13 protein-coding genes are annotated in these 15,155 nt (G+C 65.2%); all 13 read left to right on the forward strand.

The features are described 5' to 3' along the window. The first annotated feature begins 7 nt into the window (after positions 1-7). The 13 genes from DVO78_RS10295 to DVO78_RS10355 all read left to right on the forward strand — a co-directional run bounded on the left by DVO78_RS10295 (position 8) and on the right by DVO78_RS10355 (position 15,081). Positions 8-1,624, forward strand: coding sequence for an ABC transporter substrate-binding protein (locus DVO78_RS10295; protein WP_120004819.1), 1,617 nt, complete (start codon positions 8-10; stop codon positions 1,622-1,624). 8 nt (positions 1,625-1,632) lie between these two features. Beyond that, complete coding sequence (locus tag DVO78_RS10300) at positions 1,633-2,583, forward strand: ABC transporter permease (protein WP_120004820.1); 951 nt, start codon at positions 1,633-1,635, stop codon at positions 2,581-2,583. Beyond that, positions 2,583-4,607, forward strand: coding sequence for a dipeptide/oligopeptide/nickel ABC transporter permease/ATP-binding protein (locus DVO78_RS10305; protein WP_120004821.1), 2,025 nt, complete (start codon positions 2,583-2,585; stop codon positions 4,605-4,607). Before DVO78_RS10300 ends, DVO78_RS10305 begins: the two co-directional genes overlap by 1 nt. Continuing rightward, positions 4,604-5,353, forward strand: coding sequence for an ABC transporter ATP-binding protein (locus tag DVO78_RS10310; RefSeq protein WP_120004822.1), 750 nt, complete (start codon positions 4,604-4,606; stop codon positions 5,351-5,353). Before DVO78_RS10305 ends, DVO78_RS10310 begins: the two co-directional genes overlap by 4 nt. Beyond that, complete coding sequence (locus DVO78_RS10315) at positions 5,350-6,795, forward strand: serine hydrolase domain-containing protein (protein WP_120004823.1); 1,446 nt, start codon at positions 5,350-5,352, stop codon at positions 6,793-6,795. Before DVO78_RS10310 ends, DVO78_RS10315 begins: the two co-directional genes overlap by 4 nt. Beyond that, positions 6,792-8,279, forward strand: a complete 1,488-nt coding sequence (locus tag DVO78_RS10320; protein ID WP_120004824.1) for an amidohydrolase family protein — start codon at positions 6,792-6,794, stop codon at positions 8,277-8,279. Before DVO78_RS10315 ends, DVO78_RS10320 begins: the two co-directional genes overlap by 4 nt. Before the next feature lie 160 nt (positions 8,280-8,439). Beyond that, positions 8,440-8,760, forward strand: a complete 321-nt coding sequence (gene mihF / locus DVO78_RS10325; RefSeq protein WP_120004825.1) for an integration host factor, actinobacterial type — start codon at positions 8,440-8,442, stop codon at positions 8,758-8,760. Continuing rightward, positions 8,760-9,344 (forward strand): guanylate kinase, encoded by a 585-nt coding sequence (gmk, locus tag DVO78_RS10330; protein WP_120004826.1) that lies wholly within the window; start codon positions 8,760-8,762, stop codon positions 9,342-9,344. Before mihF ends, gmk begins: the two co-directional genes overlap by 1 nt. Positions 9,345-9,352: 8 nt before the next feature. Next, the gene (rpoZ, locus tag DVO78_RS10335; protein ID WP_120004827.1) at positions 9,353-9,622 is read left to right on the forward strand and encodes a DNA-directed RNA polymerase subunit omega; all 270 of its coding nucleotides are present in this window, start codon (positions 9,353-9,355) and stop codon (positions 9,620-9,622) included. A 14-nt stretch (positions 9,623-9,636) separates the two neighbouring features. Then, positions 9,637-10,986, forward strand: coding sequence for a bifunctional phosphopantothenoylcysteine decarboxylase/phosphopantothenate synthase (locus tag DVO78_RS10340; RefSeq protein WP_120004828.1), 1,350 nt, complete (start codon positions 9,637-9,639; stop codon positions 10,984-10,986). 73 nt (positions 10,987-11,059) lie between these two features. Continuing rightward, entirely contained in the window at positions 11,060-12,253 is a 1,194-nt protein-coding gene (gene metK, locus DVO78_RS10345) for a methionine adenosyltransferase (RefSeq protein WP_120004829.1), read from the forward strand. Next, complete coding sequence (locus DVO78_RS10350) at positions 12,246-13,049, forward strand: SDR family oxidoreductase (RefSeq protein WP_120004830.1); 804 nt, start codon at positions 12,246-12,248, stop codon at positions 13,047-13,049. The genes metK and DVO78_RS10350 overlap by 8 nt, the downstream gene beginning before the upstream one ends. 49 nt (positions 13,050-13,098) lie before the next feature. Beyond that, on the forward strand, positions 13,099-15,081 hold the full coding sequence (locus DVO78_RS10355; RefSeq protein ID WP_120004831.1) for a primosomal protein N' family DNA-binding protein: 1,983 nt from the start codon (positions 13,099-13,101) through the stop codon (positions 15,079-15,081). Positions 15,082-15,155 lie beyond the last annotated feature (74 nt).

Raw genomic sequence — 15,155 nt, forward strand, 5'->3', positions numbered from 1 at the left:
ACACAGAATGACACGTTTAAACACTAAGTACCCTCTTGTCGGGCTCCTGATGGTCGGCCTCTTGGGACTTATCTCCTGCGGCAACGGTGACGGCGGCAGCAATGGCACAGAATCTGATGCGGAAGGCGCTCAGGACTATGTGGAAGACGGCACCTTCATCTACGGGTTGAGCAGTGACGTGGGCTCCCTTGACCCGCACTTCAACCCCACCAGTGCTGGCTTGGGCGCTGCCCGCTACGCTTATGATCCGCTGGTGCATGTGGACTCCGAGGGTGAACTTTCCTCGGGTCTGGCCGAGGAGTGGGAGCTGGAGGGAGACATTGTTACCTTCACCTTGCGCGATGACGTCACCTGCGACGACGGCTCAGATCTGAGCGCCTCTATGGTCAAGGAGAACCTCGACTTCATCGGGAATCCGGAGAATGCCAGCCCGTTGCTGGGGACATTTGTGCCTCCCGGGGCTGTGGTAGAGGCCGATGACGAGGCCGGCACCGTGACCTTGACGCTCGCAGGCTCGGCTCCTTTTGTGGTGGAGGGCCTCGCAAATGTCATGATGGTCTGCGATGCCGGTCTGGCGGATCGTGAGGCGTTGAGCTCAGAGGTCTTCGGCACTGGTCCTTATGAGCTTGCCGAGGCCGCACCCGGAGACCGCTATACCTATGAGCGGCGCGAGGGCTATGCCTGGGGTCCCGGCGGGATCAGCAACGACGAACCCGGAATGCCGGCCGACGTACAGCTGCGAGTGATCGAGAACGAGACCACCGCTGCGAATTTGCTGCTCTCCGGTGAAATTAATGCCGCCAGTATTCTAGGACCTGACGCTCAGCGCTTGGAGAGCCTGTTTTCCAGTTCAACCTATTCGGTCATCGGTCAGCAGTGGTACAACCAAACCGAAGGGCATGCCACTCAGGAGCTCGAAGTCCGTGAGGCGCTCACTCAGGCTCTGGACCTTGATGAGCTAATGACCGTGTTCACCGGAGGTGAGGGTGCCCGCACTACTCAGCTGGCTGCCCTGGAGCCAACTCCCTGCAACGATGGGGACTTCACAACGTTTTTCCCGGAGACTGATCCCGAAGCTGCCAACGAAGCCTTGGAGGCTGCAGGCTGGGAGCTCGGCTCTGACGGAGTACGTAGCCGCGGGGGCGAACCTCTTGAGGTGACATTTATCTACGACACTTCAGTGGGCGCCGGCGGTGCCGCAGCATCAGAACTAGCTGTCACTGCCTGGGAGGAAGTCGGAGTGCAAGTGGAGGCCAACGGAGTGCCCACAGACGAAATTAGTGAAATGATCTTTGGCGGCGGCTCCTGGGATGTGGTCTGGGTCGGTCTCAACGTGAACACCCCCGATCAGCTTGTTGGCATGATCAGCGGCCCTTCTCCGCTGGAGGGCGGTCAGAATTTCTCCTCCATCTCCAATGAGGATTATGACGCCCTTGTCGCTGAGGCTATGGACCTGCCCGGCGGAGAGGGGTGCGGTCTGTGGTTCCAGGCCGAGGAAGCACTCATTTCCCAGCACAACCTCGTGCCTTTCGCAAATGACGAGATTACTGTCTACGCAAACGGCGCTGAATTTGAGGTGGTTGGACTACTGCAGCCCACCAGCATCAGGCTCTACGAGGACTGATCCGGCCTATGCAGAACCGGTGGACCGCCTTCGCCCTGCGGCGCGGGACACGTCTCATCATCTCACTGTGGGTGCTGGTCAGCGCGGCTTTCCTGATGATCCATCTGGTGCCGGGGGACCCCGTTCGCGCCATGCTGGGCCCCACGGCGGCTCCGGCCCTGGTGGACCAGACCCGGGAGAACCTGGGTCTCAACGACCCACTGTGGGAGCAGTACCTGCGCTTCCTCCGCGGACTGTTCACCGGGGACCTTGGCACCTCCATTACCATGGGTTTGCCAGTCAGCGAGGTCCTCGCCGCCCGGCTGCCCAACACCCTGACCTTGGGCCTACTGGGTTTTGTGCTGGCCATCTGCCTGGCTCTGCCGGTGGGGGCAACGATCGCTGTGGCCACACGCAAAGGCCGACGTCGCGGCCTGGAGCTGAGCTTCGCTTCCACCTCAGTGGTGGTAGCAACTATCCCTGACTTCCTGCTCGGCGTGGCACTGGTAGCGATCTTCGGTGTGACGCTCGAGCTGCTGCCGGTGGCCTGGACCGGCGGTGCGGAATCTTATGTACTGCCAGTCATCGCCTTGGCTGCTGGCCCGGCCGCAGTGCTCTCCCGCATCGTGCGGGTAGAGCTGCTCTCCACCCTGGACGAGGACTTCGTGCGCACAGCCCGGGCCAAGCGACTCAGCTCCAGGCGGATCGTGTTGCGCCACGCTCTGCCAAATGCAGTCACCGCCGCCCTCACCTTGGGCGGACTCATGCTGGGCACCCTGGTGGCAAGCACCGTGCTGGTGGAGAACGTCTTTGCCTGGCCGGGTCTGGGCAGCACGGTGGTGGGAGCAATCCTGGGTCGTGACTACCCGCTGGTGCAGGCCATCGTGCTGGTCTACGGCACCGGGGTACTGCTGGTCAACACTCTGGTGGACGTGGTGCTCGCCCTGCTCGATCCCCGCTCGACGATCGGAGACCAGTGATGAGGCTGCTGACCGTTCTGCGCACCCCGATGGGGGTGGTCGCCAGTATTATCCTGGTCCTGGTGCTGCTGACGGCCATTGTCGCACCGCTGCTCTGGAACGACGCGGCTGAGGCCCGCAACACCGCCAATCTCAACTCCGGCCCCTCGGCGGAGCATCCACTCGGCACCGATGTGCTGGGCCGTGACCTGCTGCTGCGGACACTGGTTGCCACCCGCCTGACCGTTCTGCTGGCCCTGGGCGCCACCGGGGTCGCGCTGGGGCTCGGCATCCTCTTCGGCGCCGCACCCGTGCTGCTGGGCCACCGTGCCGGACGGCTGGCTGTGTCCGCGGTCAACATTGCAGTCGCCTTTCCCGGACTGTTGCTGGCCCTGGTGCTCGCGCTAATCCTTGGGGTGGGGGAGCTTTCCGCCATGTGGGCCATCGGCATCGCCGGTGCTCCCTCCTTCGCACGGCTGTGCCAGACCCTGGTGGCCTCGGTGGCTGAGCGTGACTACATTGCAGCTGCACGACTGGCCGGCAAGAGCCGGTTTCGGATCCTGCTGCGCCATGTACTGCCCAATATTGCCGAACCACTCATCGTCAACGCCACCATCGCCGCAGGCGCGGCTCTGCTGGCCTTTGCTGGGCTCTCTTTCCTAGGGCTGGGTGTGCAGTCCCCGTCCTATGACTGGGGGCGGATGATGATGGAGGGGCTGGACCGGATCTACCTCAACCCCATTGCCGCACTGGCGCCCGGAGTCGCGGTGGTCATCGCCGGGCTAGCCTTCAACCTGATGGGGGAGGCCTTGGCCCGCAGCCTCTCCACCCCGCGGATTCCCGTAGCCTGGGGGATGCGGCCTCGCCGTCCCTACCCGCAGAAGGCTGAGGAGCGGGGCGACGGCGAGCCAGCTGATCATCTGGCTGGGCCAGGTCATGCCGATTCCTCGGAGCCAGCCGGTCCCGCCGCGTATCCGGAGGCCGTCCTGACCCTGCGTGACCTGCGGGTCTCTCTGCCCGGACACCTGGGGTGCCTCACACCAGTGCGCGGAATCAGCCTCCGTATTGCCCCCGGGGAAGCAGTAGGCATTGTGGGGGAGTCCGGCTCCGGAAAGTCACTGACCGCCCTGGCCGCAGCACAGCTGGTCGAGGAGCCGCTGGCGGTCCGTGCCGCGACACTGAAGTTCTGCGGCGCCGACCTCATGCTTCGGCCGCAGAGCACCCGGGATCGCAGCCGGTACCAGCGGCTGCTGGGTCGCTCGTTGGCTGTGGTCTTTCAAGATCCGATGACCAGCTTTAACCCCACCATGCGCATCGGAGCTCAGTTGGTCGAGGGAATGCGCTTCCACGACGGAGTCGAGCGTAGTTGGGCCCAGGCCCGCGCCGTGGACCGATTGGGGGCGGTCGGCATCGAGGAGCCCGAGAGACGGGCCGCGATGTACCCGCATGAGTTTTCCGGAGGGATGCGACAGCGCGCCATGATTGCCATGGGGCTGATGGGGGATCCGCAGCTGATTATCGCAGATGAGCCCACCACCGCCCTGGACGTTACCGTGCAGAAGCAGGTGCTTGAGCTGCTGGACGAGGTGCGCTCGGCCAGCAGCGTCGCGCTGATGCTGATCAGCCACGACATCGCCGTGGTGCGTCAGGTCTGCGACCGGATCGCCGTGATGTACGGCGGGCGGATCGTGGAGGAGCTGCCGGCCGACCGACTGGCCGAGCAGGCCCAACACCCGTACACCCGTGCGCTCATTGCCGCCGTGCCGGATATGAACACCGATCTCGATGAGCCGCTGGCCACCATTCCGGGGCGCCCGGTGGACCTATCCCAGCGGTCGGCTGGCTGCCCCTTCGCTCCACGTTGCCCGCTGGCCACCCAACGCTGCCATGAGCAGGATCCTGCCCTCATCCCTGCCGGGGACTCCGGGGGAGCGCACCGGGTGGCCTGCTGGCACCCCGTGGTGGACGCCGGGCGCGCCGCACTCGCCGAGGCGGACCGCAGCGCCGGGGAGCCGGCTTCCGCCGAAGGGAGCGAACTATCATGACAGAGCTGCGCATCGAGAAGCTCACCGTCCGTTACGGCCGCGGCCCCTCCGTCCATACCGCCGCAGACGAGGTCAGCCTCACCGTGCCCGCAAGCCAGACCCTTGGCCTTGTGGGTGAGTCCGGATCGGGGAAATCCACCGTCGCCCGTGCCGCAGCCGGCCTGGTGTCTGCAGACTCCGGCACCATCAAACTGGGCGGGAAGCCGCTGCCCCGGCGTGGGCTTCGGCCGGTGCAGATGATCTTCCAGGACCCGCGTTCCTCCCTCGATCCCCGGATGAGTATCGGAGAGTCCATCGCCGAGTGCCTGCCCAGCAGGTTCTCACGCAGCGCACGACGCAGTGAGATCAGTCGTCTGCTCGATATGGTTCACCTGGACCCGACCCGCCGCGGAGCTCGTCCCCCGGAGCTCTCTGGAGGCCAGCTGCAGCGGGTCGCCATCGCCCGGGTCCTGGCTGCCCGCCCAGCCGTCGTTGTCGCCGATGAGATCACCTCGGCGCTTGACGTCTCGGTACAGGGCGCGGTACTGAACCTGGTCCGGGAGCTGCAGACCGAGTTGGGGCTCTCCCTGCTGTTCATCTCCCACAACCTCGCTGTGGTGCGCTACGTCGCCTCCCAGGTGGCGGTGATGCGCACCGGGCGCATTCTTGAGGCCGGACCCGCCGATCAAGTGTTCCACCGTCCCCAACATAGTTACACCCGACAACTGCTGGACGCAGTTCCCGACACCCTGAGGAGTACACCATGACCGTTGGCTCTAACACCGCCGATATCACCCCCATAAACGCCTCCCACTGGGAGGACAGGCTCAAGGCGCTGGCCGAGAAGCACCAGGTGCCCGGCGCCCAGCTGGGCATCCTGCGACTGGCCGGTGATGAGTTCGGCAACGGTGATCAGGAGGAGCTGATCTCCGTTGCTCACGGCTACCTCAATGCACCGGCAAAGATCGACGCCACGCCTGCGGGGGTGTTCCAGATCGGCTCGGTGACCAAGGTGTGGACTGCCACTGTGGCCATGCAACTGGTGGAGGAGGGACTCATCACTCTGGATACCCCGATTATCGAGGTGCTTCCGGAGCTGCAGCTGGCCGATATGGAGGTGGCTCGGCAGATCACTTTGCGGCATCTTCTGGTCCATACCAGCGGACTGGATGGAGACGTCTTCACCGATACCGGCCGCGGAGACGATGTCCTTGAGAAGTATGTGGCACTGTTGAAGGACCAGACACAGAACCACCCCATCGGGGAGACCTGGTCTTACTGCAATGCCGGTTTTTCACTGGCCGGACGAGTCATTGAGGTGCTCACTGGCAGCAGCTGGGAAGAGTCTATGCGCCAGCGGCTGTTCAAGCCCCTGGGGCTGAAGTCCACCGTCACCTTGCCAGAGGAGGCGCTGCTTCATCCGGTGGCAGTGGGCCATGTAGACGGGGAGGATGGCCAGCAGGTGGCGCCTATCTGGGGTCTGCCGCGCTCGGTAGGCCCGGCCGGCCTGATCACCGCCACGGCTGCCGATGTGCTGGAATTTGCCCGCATGCACTTGACTGGCGGGGTGGCCGCCGACCGAACTCGGCTGCTCTCAGCGGAGGCAGTGGCGGAGATGGCTTCCCCGCAGGCCGAGCTGCCCGATTCGCACTCGTTGGGAGACTCTTGGGGCCTGGGCTGGATCCGCTTCGACTGGAATGGCCACCGGCTGATTGGTCATGACGGCAACACCATAGGGCAGGCAGCCTTCCTAAGGCTGCTGCCTGAGCGCGGTCTCGCCGTGACCCTGCTGACCAACGGGGGTAAGACTCGGGACCTCTATATGGACCTCTACCGAGAGATCTTCGAAGAGCTGGTGGGTGTCCAGATGTCTGCGCCCTTCGCCCCGCCCACTGACGGAGAATCCGACATCACCCCCTATCTCGGTGTCTACGAGCGAGCCTCGGTGCGGATGGAGGTGCTGCCTGCGCAGAAGGAGGGCGGACACGCCGTACTGCGTACCACTCCTAAGGGACCCATCGCAGAAATGGCTGAGCGGAAGGTGGAGGACTATGAACTGGTGCCTGTATCTCAGGGGCTCTACGCCACTAGGCCTGAGGGCTTTGAAACGTGGATGGCTGTGACGTTCTACGCTCTGGACAGCGGCGCAGAGTACGTCCACTTCGGCGCCCGTGCCACCCCAAAGGTGGCGGAGGGGAAGTCGGTATGAGAGCCGTGCTGCTGACCGGGGGATGGATCATTGACCCGGCTACTGGCCGTGAGGAGACCGCTGATGTGCTGATTGCCGGGGACACAATCCAGCAGGTCGGCCCTAGCCTTGGGGCTGGGAAGCCAGCGGACGATGCTCTGGTGGTGGATGTCTCAGGGAAGGTGGTAGGTCCCGGCTTCGTGGACCTGCACAGTCATGTGAACTCGATCGCCGGGCAGCGGCTGCAAGCCTTGGACGGGGTCACCACAGCCCTGGAGCTGGAGGCCGGGCTGTTGCCGGTGGACCGGGCCTATGCCGAGGCTGCTTCAGCGGGACGCCCGCTGAACTACGGATTCTCCGCCTCCTGGGGGATGGCGCGGGCCGAGGTGCTCTGCGGGGTGGAGTCCGAGGCCAGTCTGCTGCAAGCCCTGTCGGTGCTTGGCGATCTCACCTGGCAGGGGGATTCCAACCCTGGTCAATTGTCTCGCTGGTTGGGCCGGTTGGAATCCGAGCTAGCCGACGGCGCTCTGGGTATTGGGATCCTGCAGGGCTACGCTCCGCGCAGCAACCCGGCCGAGTACCGAGCGGTCAGCGAACTTGCGGCGCGGGCCGGCGCTCCCACCTTTACCCATGTCCGTGAGATCAGGGAGTCTGATGCTGGCACGCCGGTGGATGGCACTGAGGAGGCTGCCCAAGCCGCGATGGACTTCGGCGGACAGGTGCACCATTGCCATGTCAACTCCACCTCTCGCCGGCATATCGACAGGGTGCTCTCCACCATCGACCGTGCACGGGACGGCGGGGCAGGCATCACCGTAGAGACCTATCCCTACGGCGCCGGAAGCACCGGCATTGGAGCAGCCTTCCTTGCTCCGGAGAGATTGCTGGCCTGGGAGCTCAAGCCGGAAAATCTGGTGATGGTGTCCACCGGTGAGCGAGTCCGGGATGAGACGCATCTGCGCCAGCTGCGCCAGAACGACCCTGGAGCCCCATGCATCGTAGAGTACTTGGATGAGCAGAGCCCAGCCGACCGTGCGCTTTTGGAACAGTCTCTGGCCTTCCCCGACAGCGTCGTGGCATCCGACGCCATGCACATCACCTGGCCAGATGGCAGCACCGACTCCCGTCAGTGGCCCCTGCCACAGGGTGGTATGACTCATCCGCGTACTTCCGGCACCTATGCCCGCTCCCTGCGGATGATGGTCCGGGAGCGTGGGTACTGGAGCTGGCTGGAAGCCTTTCGCCGGTGCAGTTACCTCCCGTCCCAGGTGATGGAGGGTATCTGCCCGGAGTTCCGTAAGAAAGGCCGTTTGTTGCCAGGTGCCGACGCAGACCTAGTAGTTATCGACCCGGAGCGGATTACGGACCTGGCCACTTACTTCGACAGCACCCGCCCCTCCCTGGGAGTGGAGCATCTGCTGGTCAACGGTGAGTTCGTGGTGCGCGACGGTGAGGTGTTCCCGGAGGCTTATCCAGGGCGCGGACTGCGGGGCGCACCGGTCTGAACCATCCCGGATCAGAAACCTATCACGCGCTGAGTTGGGCTGACACCGTCTAAGAGAGCTGCATCAGTGTCACTCCCTATTGCCTCTGATGCAAATTGCCGCTAGATTCTGCCTCAGAGGAATGCCCGGCAGGGCACTACGTATGTGGAGGAGTAACGCTGTGGCACTGCGAGAACTGACTCAGGAAGAGCGCGATACTGCCCGAAAGAAGGCCCTGGCGGCTCGTGCAGAGCGCGCAGAGGTCAAACGGGGTTTCGGAGCCGGCACGCTGAGCTTCGAACAGGTGCTTGAACGCGCCGAGTCCTCTGAAGCAGTGGCTCGGCTGAAGACCATCGAACTCCTGGAAGCGCTGCCAGGGATCGGGCGGGTCACCGCCACCAAGATCCTTGAAGACCATGGAGTCTCTTTCAACCGACGTCTGGGAGGACTCGGGGTCAAGCAGCGCCGAGGATTGGCGCTCCATCTGGCAGAATTGAGCTGATGTCCTCAGCTGCTCCCACTCCGCAAGTGACCGTTCTGGCCGGTCCCACCTCAGTCGGTAAGTCCACCCTCAGCCGCTATATCCGCACCACTTTCCCGCAGGTGCACTTCTCCGTCTCCGCCACCACCAGGCCGGCGCGCCCCGGAGAGGTGGATGGCGAAGACTACCTGTTCCTCAGTGATGAAGAGTTTGACCGGCTCCTGGAGGCAGAAGCATTCCTGGAGTGGGCGGTGGTGCATCAGAGGTACCGCTACGGTACGCTGCGCTCCACCGTGGATGAGGCCCAGGCCGAGGGGAAGAACGTGCTGCTGGAGATCGACCTGCAGGGTGCCCGCCAGGTGCGGCAGCGGCTGCCTGAGGCGCATTTCGTCTTCCTGGCCCCGCCGACTTTCGAGGACCTGGTTCGGCGGCTGACCGGCCGCGGCACGGAATCTGCCGAGGAGCAGCAGCGCAGGCTGGAAACCGCTAGAATAGAACTCGCGGCTGAACCAGAATTCGACGTCACCATCATCAATGACGACGTCGACCGGGCCGCACGAGAACTCATCGCCCAGATGGGCATAGAACTGACCACCAACGCATAAGGAACTTTGTGACTGAGCAGCTCGAAGGCATCATTGACCCGCCGATCGACGGACTGGTGAAGAAAGCCGACTCCAAGTACGCGCTCGTGCTCTTCGCGGCCAAGCGCGCCCGCCAGATCAACAACTACTACGCTCAGCTGCATGAGGGCCTCTTCGAGCACATCGGCCCGCTGGTCGAAACCAAGCTGAATGAGAAGCCGCTCTCGATCGCTCTGCGCGAGGTGAACGAGGACCTGCTGGTCCAGCGCCCCGCCACCGTTGAGGCCGCCGCCGCCTGATCCGGCGCACCTCTATGCGCATTGTCCTGGGAGTCTCCGCCGGCATCGCCGCCTATAAGGCAGTGCACCTGGCGCGGCTGCTCAAGGAGGATGGGCACCACCTCGAGGTGATCCCGACCCCGGCCTCGCTGGAGTTCGTCGGGAGGGCCACCTGGGAGGCGATCAGCGGACGGCCGGTGACCACCGGCGTCTTTGAGGGCGTGGATGAGGTCCGGCACGTCAGCCTGGGCCAACAAGCCGATCTGATCGTCGTCGCCCCCGCCACCGCCGATCTGCTGGCCAGGGTGCGTGCTGGGATGACCGATGATCTGCTGACCTCGACTGTGCTGGCCTCCGAGGCGGAGAAGCTGCTGGTGCCGGCGATGCACACCGAGATGTGGCAGAATCCGGCCACGGTCGAGAATGTCGCCACCCTGCGGCAGCGGGGCATCCAGGTGCTGGAGCCGGCTGTGGGCCGGTTGACCGGCAAGGACTCAGGCCCCGGCCGGATGCCCGAGCCGGAGCAGATAAAGTCCCGCATCGATCAACTCCTGGGAGATCACGACGCCGCCGCGACCTGGCATGCCCGCTCCCCGCGCTCTGGCGCCCAGTACCATCCCGGCCCCGGCACTGTGGCGGGGGACCCGGATTCCGTGCCGCATGGTCCGTTGACCGGCCGGAAGGTTGTCGTCACCGCAGGCGGAACCCGCGAGCCCCTGGACCCGGTGCGCTATCTGGGCAACCGATCCTCCGGGAAGCAGGGTGTGGCCCTGGCCCAGGCCGCTGCTGAGGCCGGAGCGGAGGTCGTGCTCATCACCGGGATCATCGACACACAGATTCCCGATATGCCGGTGGATATGCGAAGGGAAGGCCTGGAGACAGCTTCCCAGCTGCAGGAGGCGGTGACCCGCGAGTGCCAGGACGCCGATGTGCTGATCATGGCTGCGGCTGTCGCCGACTTCCGTCCGGCATCCTACGCCCGGACGAAGATCAAGAAGACCGAGGACGGTGAGTCCCCGGTGATTGCTCTGGAGCGCAATCCGGACATCCTGGCCGGCACTGTTCGGCGCCGCTCCGGGACCGGCACCGGCCCGGCGGTGATCGTGGGCTTCGCCGCAGAGACCGGCGATGACAGCACTGACCCCCTGAAGCTGGCTGAGCAGAAACTGGCCCGCAAAGGCTGTGATCTGCTGGTGCTCAACCGGGTGGGGGAGAACCTGGTCTTCGGCCAGGACACCACGGAGATCTGGATCCTTGCCTCTGAGCAGTCCCAGCAGAAATTAGCGGATGAGGACCCTGTCCACATCAAGGGCAGCAAGGTCGATGCCGCCGGTGCCGTCGTCGATCATGCCGCTCAGTTGCTGAGTGCGGATTCTCAACGGTAGTGAGGACCTTCCGAGAGTTTCCTCAGATGACGGGGGCGCAGACGACCTCTCCACGCGGCGATAAGATGAGCCGGTGACCACTACAAACCCTCTGCGCCTGTTCTCGTCTGAATCGGTGACGATCGGGCATCCGGACAAGATCTGCGATCAGGTCTCCGACTCGATCCTTGACGCTCTGCTCAGGGCCGACCCCGACTCCCGGGTAGCGGTCGAATCGCTGACCACCACAGGCCTGGTGCATGTGGCCGGTGAGGTCACCACCTCGGGCTATGTGGAGATCCCGCAGATCGTGCGCTCCACCCTGCTGGGCATCGGATACGACTCATCAGCCAATGGATTCGACGGCGCCCGATGCGGAGTGTCTGTTTCGATCGGCCAGCAGTCCCCGGATATCGCCGGGGGAGTGTTCAATTCCCTGGAAGCACGTTCAGGTGCCACCGATCCGCGCGATGCCCAGGGCGCGGGCGACCAGGGCATCATGTTCGGCTACGCGACCAATGAGACATCCACCTATATGCCGACCCCCATCGCCTTGGCCCACCGGCTCTCGGCCCGGCTGACGGAGGTCCGGCAGAACGGTGAGCTGGACTACCTGCGCCCGGACGGCAAGACCCAGGTCACCATCGGCTACCAGGGTGATCTCCCGGTGTCTCTGGATACGGTGGTGGTCTCCACCCAGCACACCGCGGAGACCTCCCAGCAGCAGCTTCGGGCTGATGTTGCTGAGCAGGTCATTGCACCGGTGATCGCTGGGACCGGACTCGATGTCGGTGCGGTGGAGGAGATCATCAACCCTTCGGGCCCTTTCGTGGTCGGTGGCCCGGTCGGCGATGCGGGGCTGACCGGCAGGAAGATCATCGTGGACACCTACGGCGGGTTCGCCCGTCACGGCGGAGGCGCCTTCTCCGGCAAGGACCCCTCGAAGGTGGACCGCAGTGCGGCCTATGCCATGCGCTGGGTGGCGAAGAATGTGGTGGCCGCGGGTTTGGCCGACCGCGCTGAGATCCAGGTCGCCTACGCCATCGGACGGGCGCACCCTGTGGGAGTCTACGTGGAGACCTTCGGCACTGAGCATGTTGACCCGGCCGCGATCTCCGAGGCGATCCGTGAGCTCTTCGACCTGCGTCCTCTGGGCATCATCGAGGACCTGGACCTCAAACGGCCCATCTATGCCGAAACCGCCAAGAACGGGCACTTCGGCCGGCCCGAGTTCCCCTGGGAGCAGCTCAACCGCGTCGAGGCCCTGAGGGCTTTCTTCAATGCCTGAATTGGCCGGACGTACCGCCCTGATCACCGGCGTTGGCCGGAGAGAAGGGATTGGGTACGCCGTGGCGACCCGGCTGGCGGCGATGGGCGCCTCCCTGGTGGTACAGCATCACCTGCCGCACGACCATGACCAGCCATGGGGCAGCGATGATCCCGAAGAGCTTCTGCAGGAGCTCACCGAGCAGGTCATGCCGGGTGCTCAGGTCGTCCAGATCAGCGCAGACCTGGAGCGGCCGGGTTCGGCGGCGCAGCTGATCGACGCAGCCCGGCATCAGGCCGGGCACGTGGACATCCTGGCCTGCATCCATGCCCGTTCCGGCGGCGACGGACGTTTGGCGGACATTCAGGAGGAGCAGCTGGACGGTCACTGGGCGGTGGATGCCCGCTCGGTGCTGATGCTGACCAAGCACTTCGCCACACAGCACGACGGGCGCTCCGGCGGCCGGGTCGTATGGATGACATCAGGCCAGCAGCTCGGCCCGATGCTCGGCGAGGTGGCCTACGCTTCAGCGAAGGCCGCACTGGCCGGAGTGACAGCGACAGTCGCTGAGGAGCTCGCCGAACAGGGCATTGTGCTCAATACGGTCAACCCGGGGCCGGTGAACACCGGGTTTCTCTCGCCCGGGATGGGTATCCCGGAGGACACCCTCGAGGATCTGCAACAGCGTTTCCCCACACGGCGCTTCGGTGAGCCCGACGATCCGGCGCGCCTCATCGCGTGGCTGGTCTCAGATGAGGGCCGTTGGATGGTCGGCCAAGTCCTGAACACCGAGGGCGGCTTCCGGCGCTTGGGGTGAAGTCCGGGCCGCGGGATACGATCGCTTGGCATGAAGGAGGTGATCGTCGGTGGCCGAGCGTGAGGCACAGCAGCCTGCTCTGCTGGACAGTGTGGTGCCTGCCCCGGCGGCGAGGCTCCCGGCCGGGTCGGCAGAAAACCTGCCGATTGCTCAGGTGCTGCTGGAGTCCCCGGTCCCGCACCTAGACCGGCCCTTCGACTACGCGGTCCCGGTCGACCTGGACGAGCAGATCGTTGCCGGCTCCCGGGTCAAAGTGCGTTTCTCCGGGCGGGACATGTCCGGCTATGTGACGCAGCGGACCAGTACGACGCCGGCCCCTCGCCTGGCTCTGATCAGCAAGGTCGTCACCGCGCTGCCGCTGCTGGCCCCCGAGATCCTCCAACTGTGCCAGCAGGTTGCTCAGCGCTATGCCGGGGTGACCGCCGATGTGTTGCGTGCGGCCGTCCCTCAGCGGGCGGCGCGGGTGGAGAAAGAGTTTGCCGGTGTTTCTGCTCCCGCGGAGAGTCCGCACCCGGCTGAACCCGGACCGCGGGAAGCAGTACTGGCGCTGAAGTCCTACGGCTCACAGGGTTGGCCTCAGCAGGTGGTCCAAGCTGCCAAGGAGACCTGGGCTGCTGGGGGAGGGGTTGTCGTCGTGCTGCCTGATCAGCGGGACGTAGACCGTGTGGTGCCGCTGCTGGAGGAGGCGCTGGGGAGTGCGGCGGTGGCCCAACTGACCGCAGAGATGGGCCCTACGCCTCGGTACCGGTCGTATCTGCGGCTGCGGTTCGGCCAAGCACAGGTGGCTGTCGGCACTCGCTCAGCGATCTTCGCTCCGGTGGCCGGGCTGGGGCGGATCATTGTGCTGGACGACCACGACAGCAGCCATCAGGAACCGCGGGCCCCCTACCACCACATCAGAGAGGTGGCGCTGCTGCGCACAGTGCAGACTGGCGCCGGAGTCCAGTTCATCTCCACCTCACGCAGCTTGGAGGTCCAGCGTCTGGTGGAACGCGGCTGGCTGACCGACCGGGCCGCTGAACGGAGGGCTCGCAATGCCGCTGCCCCCTTGGTGACGGCCTCCACCGACTCCTATCAGCAGGAGCGCGACCCCGCCCTGCACCGTGCCCGGCTCCCCGGTGTGGCCTACACGACCGCCCGGCAGGGTCTGGAGCGTGGCCCGGTGCTGGTCCAGGTGGGACGGGCAGGGTTCATCCCGGCAGTGCTGTGTGAGCGCTGCAGATCCCGGCAGCAGTGTCCTGAGTGTCACGGCCCCTTAGCCCTGCCCGGGCACTTCGGGCAGTCCGACACTCTGCGGTGCCGGTGGTGCGGGCTGCATCAGCGTGGTCATCACTGTGCGGTATGCGGACACGGCAGCTTCCGAGCCGGAGCGGTGGGCGCTGACCGGACCGCCCAGGAACTCGGCCGCGCCTTCCCCCATGTGCCGGTGATCTCCTCCACCGGGGATCACCCGGTGGTCGAGGTTCAGGACAGATCTGCCCTGGTGATCAGCACCCCGGGAGTCGAGCCGGTGGCGGAGAACGGATATGCCGCAGCACTGCTGCTGGACGGGGATGCTCAGCTGGCCCGGGAGGGCCTCGACGTGCCCCGCGGAGTGCTCGCCCGGTGGTTCAAGGCTGCCTCACTGGTCAGGCCCCGCTCAGAGTCAGGGGCCGTGGTGGTCACCGCTGAGCACCCTGAGCTTACCGGAGCCCTAGTGCGCTGGGATCCGGCAGGATACGCCCGGCGTGAGCTCTACCGCCGACTGGAGCTCAATCTTCCTCCGGCAGTGCGAATGCTCACGGTGACCGGTGATCCGCGGGAGGCTGAGGCGTTCCTCACCGAGGTCGAGCTTCCTGACGGGCTGGGCTGGGTGGGGCCGGCGCCTGGGGCTGAGGACGCCCAGCGCTGGATGCTGTTCTTCGGCTTCGCCCAGGCAGGTGGGGTCATCGCCGAGGTGATGCGTGCCCGTCGCACCGGATCTGCCCAGAGAGCCGGACAGGGCAGAGCGCTGCGCATCGCGGTTGACGACACCGCCGCGCTGCAGTTCTGAGCCTGCAGTTCTCAGCCGGTGAACTGCACTTGGCCCCATTGTTTCCGCAGAGATTTCATGGTGGTACTCGGTTT

The organism is Nesterenkonia muleiensis (assembly GCF_003600155.1).
GTDB classification, from domain to species: Bacteria; Actinomycetota; Actinomycetes; order Actinomycetales; family Micrococcaceae; genus Nesterenkonia; species Nesterenkonia muleiensis.

Bases quoted from the DNA above. Each gene is read 5' to 3' on its own strand.
- DVO78_RS10340 (WP_120004828.1), top strand. From the start codon at position 9,637: ATGCGCATTGTCCTGGGAGTCTCCGCCGGCATCGCCGCCTATAAGGCA.
- gmk (WP_120004826.1), top strand. From the start codon at position 8,760: ATGTCCTCAGCTGCTCCCACTCCGCAAGTGACCGTTCTGGCCGGTCCC.
- DVO78_RS10350 (WP_120004830.1), top strand. From the start codon at position 12,246: ATGCCTGAATTGGCCGGACGTACCGCCCTGATCACCGGCGTTGGCCGG.
- DVO78_RS10315 (WP_120004823.1), top strand. From the start codon at position 5,350: ATGACCGTTGGCTCTAACACCGCCGATATCACCCCCATAAACGCCTCC.
- DVO78_RS10320 (WP_120004824.1), top strand. From the start codon at position 6,792: ATGAGAGCCGTGCTGCTGACCGGGGGATGGATCATTGACCCGGCTACT.
- DVO78_RS10305 (WP_120004821.1), top strand. From the start codon at position 2,583: ATGAGGCTGCTGACCGTTCTGCGCACCCCGATGGGGGTGGTCGCCAGT.
- DVO78_RS10295 (WP_120004819.1), top strand. From the start codon at position 8: ATGACACGTTTAAACACTAAGTACCCTCTTGTCGGGCTCCTGATGGTC.
- DVO78_RS10310 (WP_120004822.1), top strand. From the start codon at position 4,604: ATGACAGAGCTGCGCATCGAGAAGCTCACCGTCCGTTACGGCCGCGGC.
- DVO78_RS10300 (WP_120004820.1), top strand. From the start codon at position 1,633: ATGCAGAACCGGTGGACCGCCTTCGCCCTGCGGCGCGGGACACGTCTC.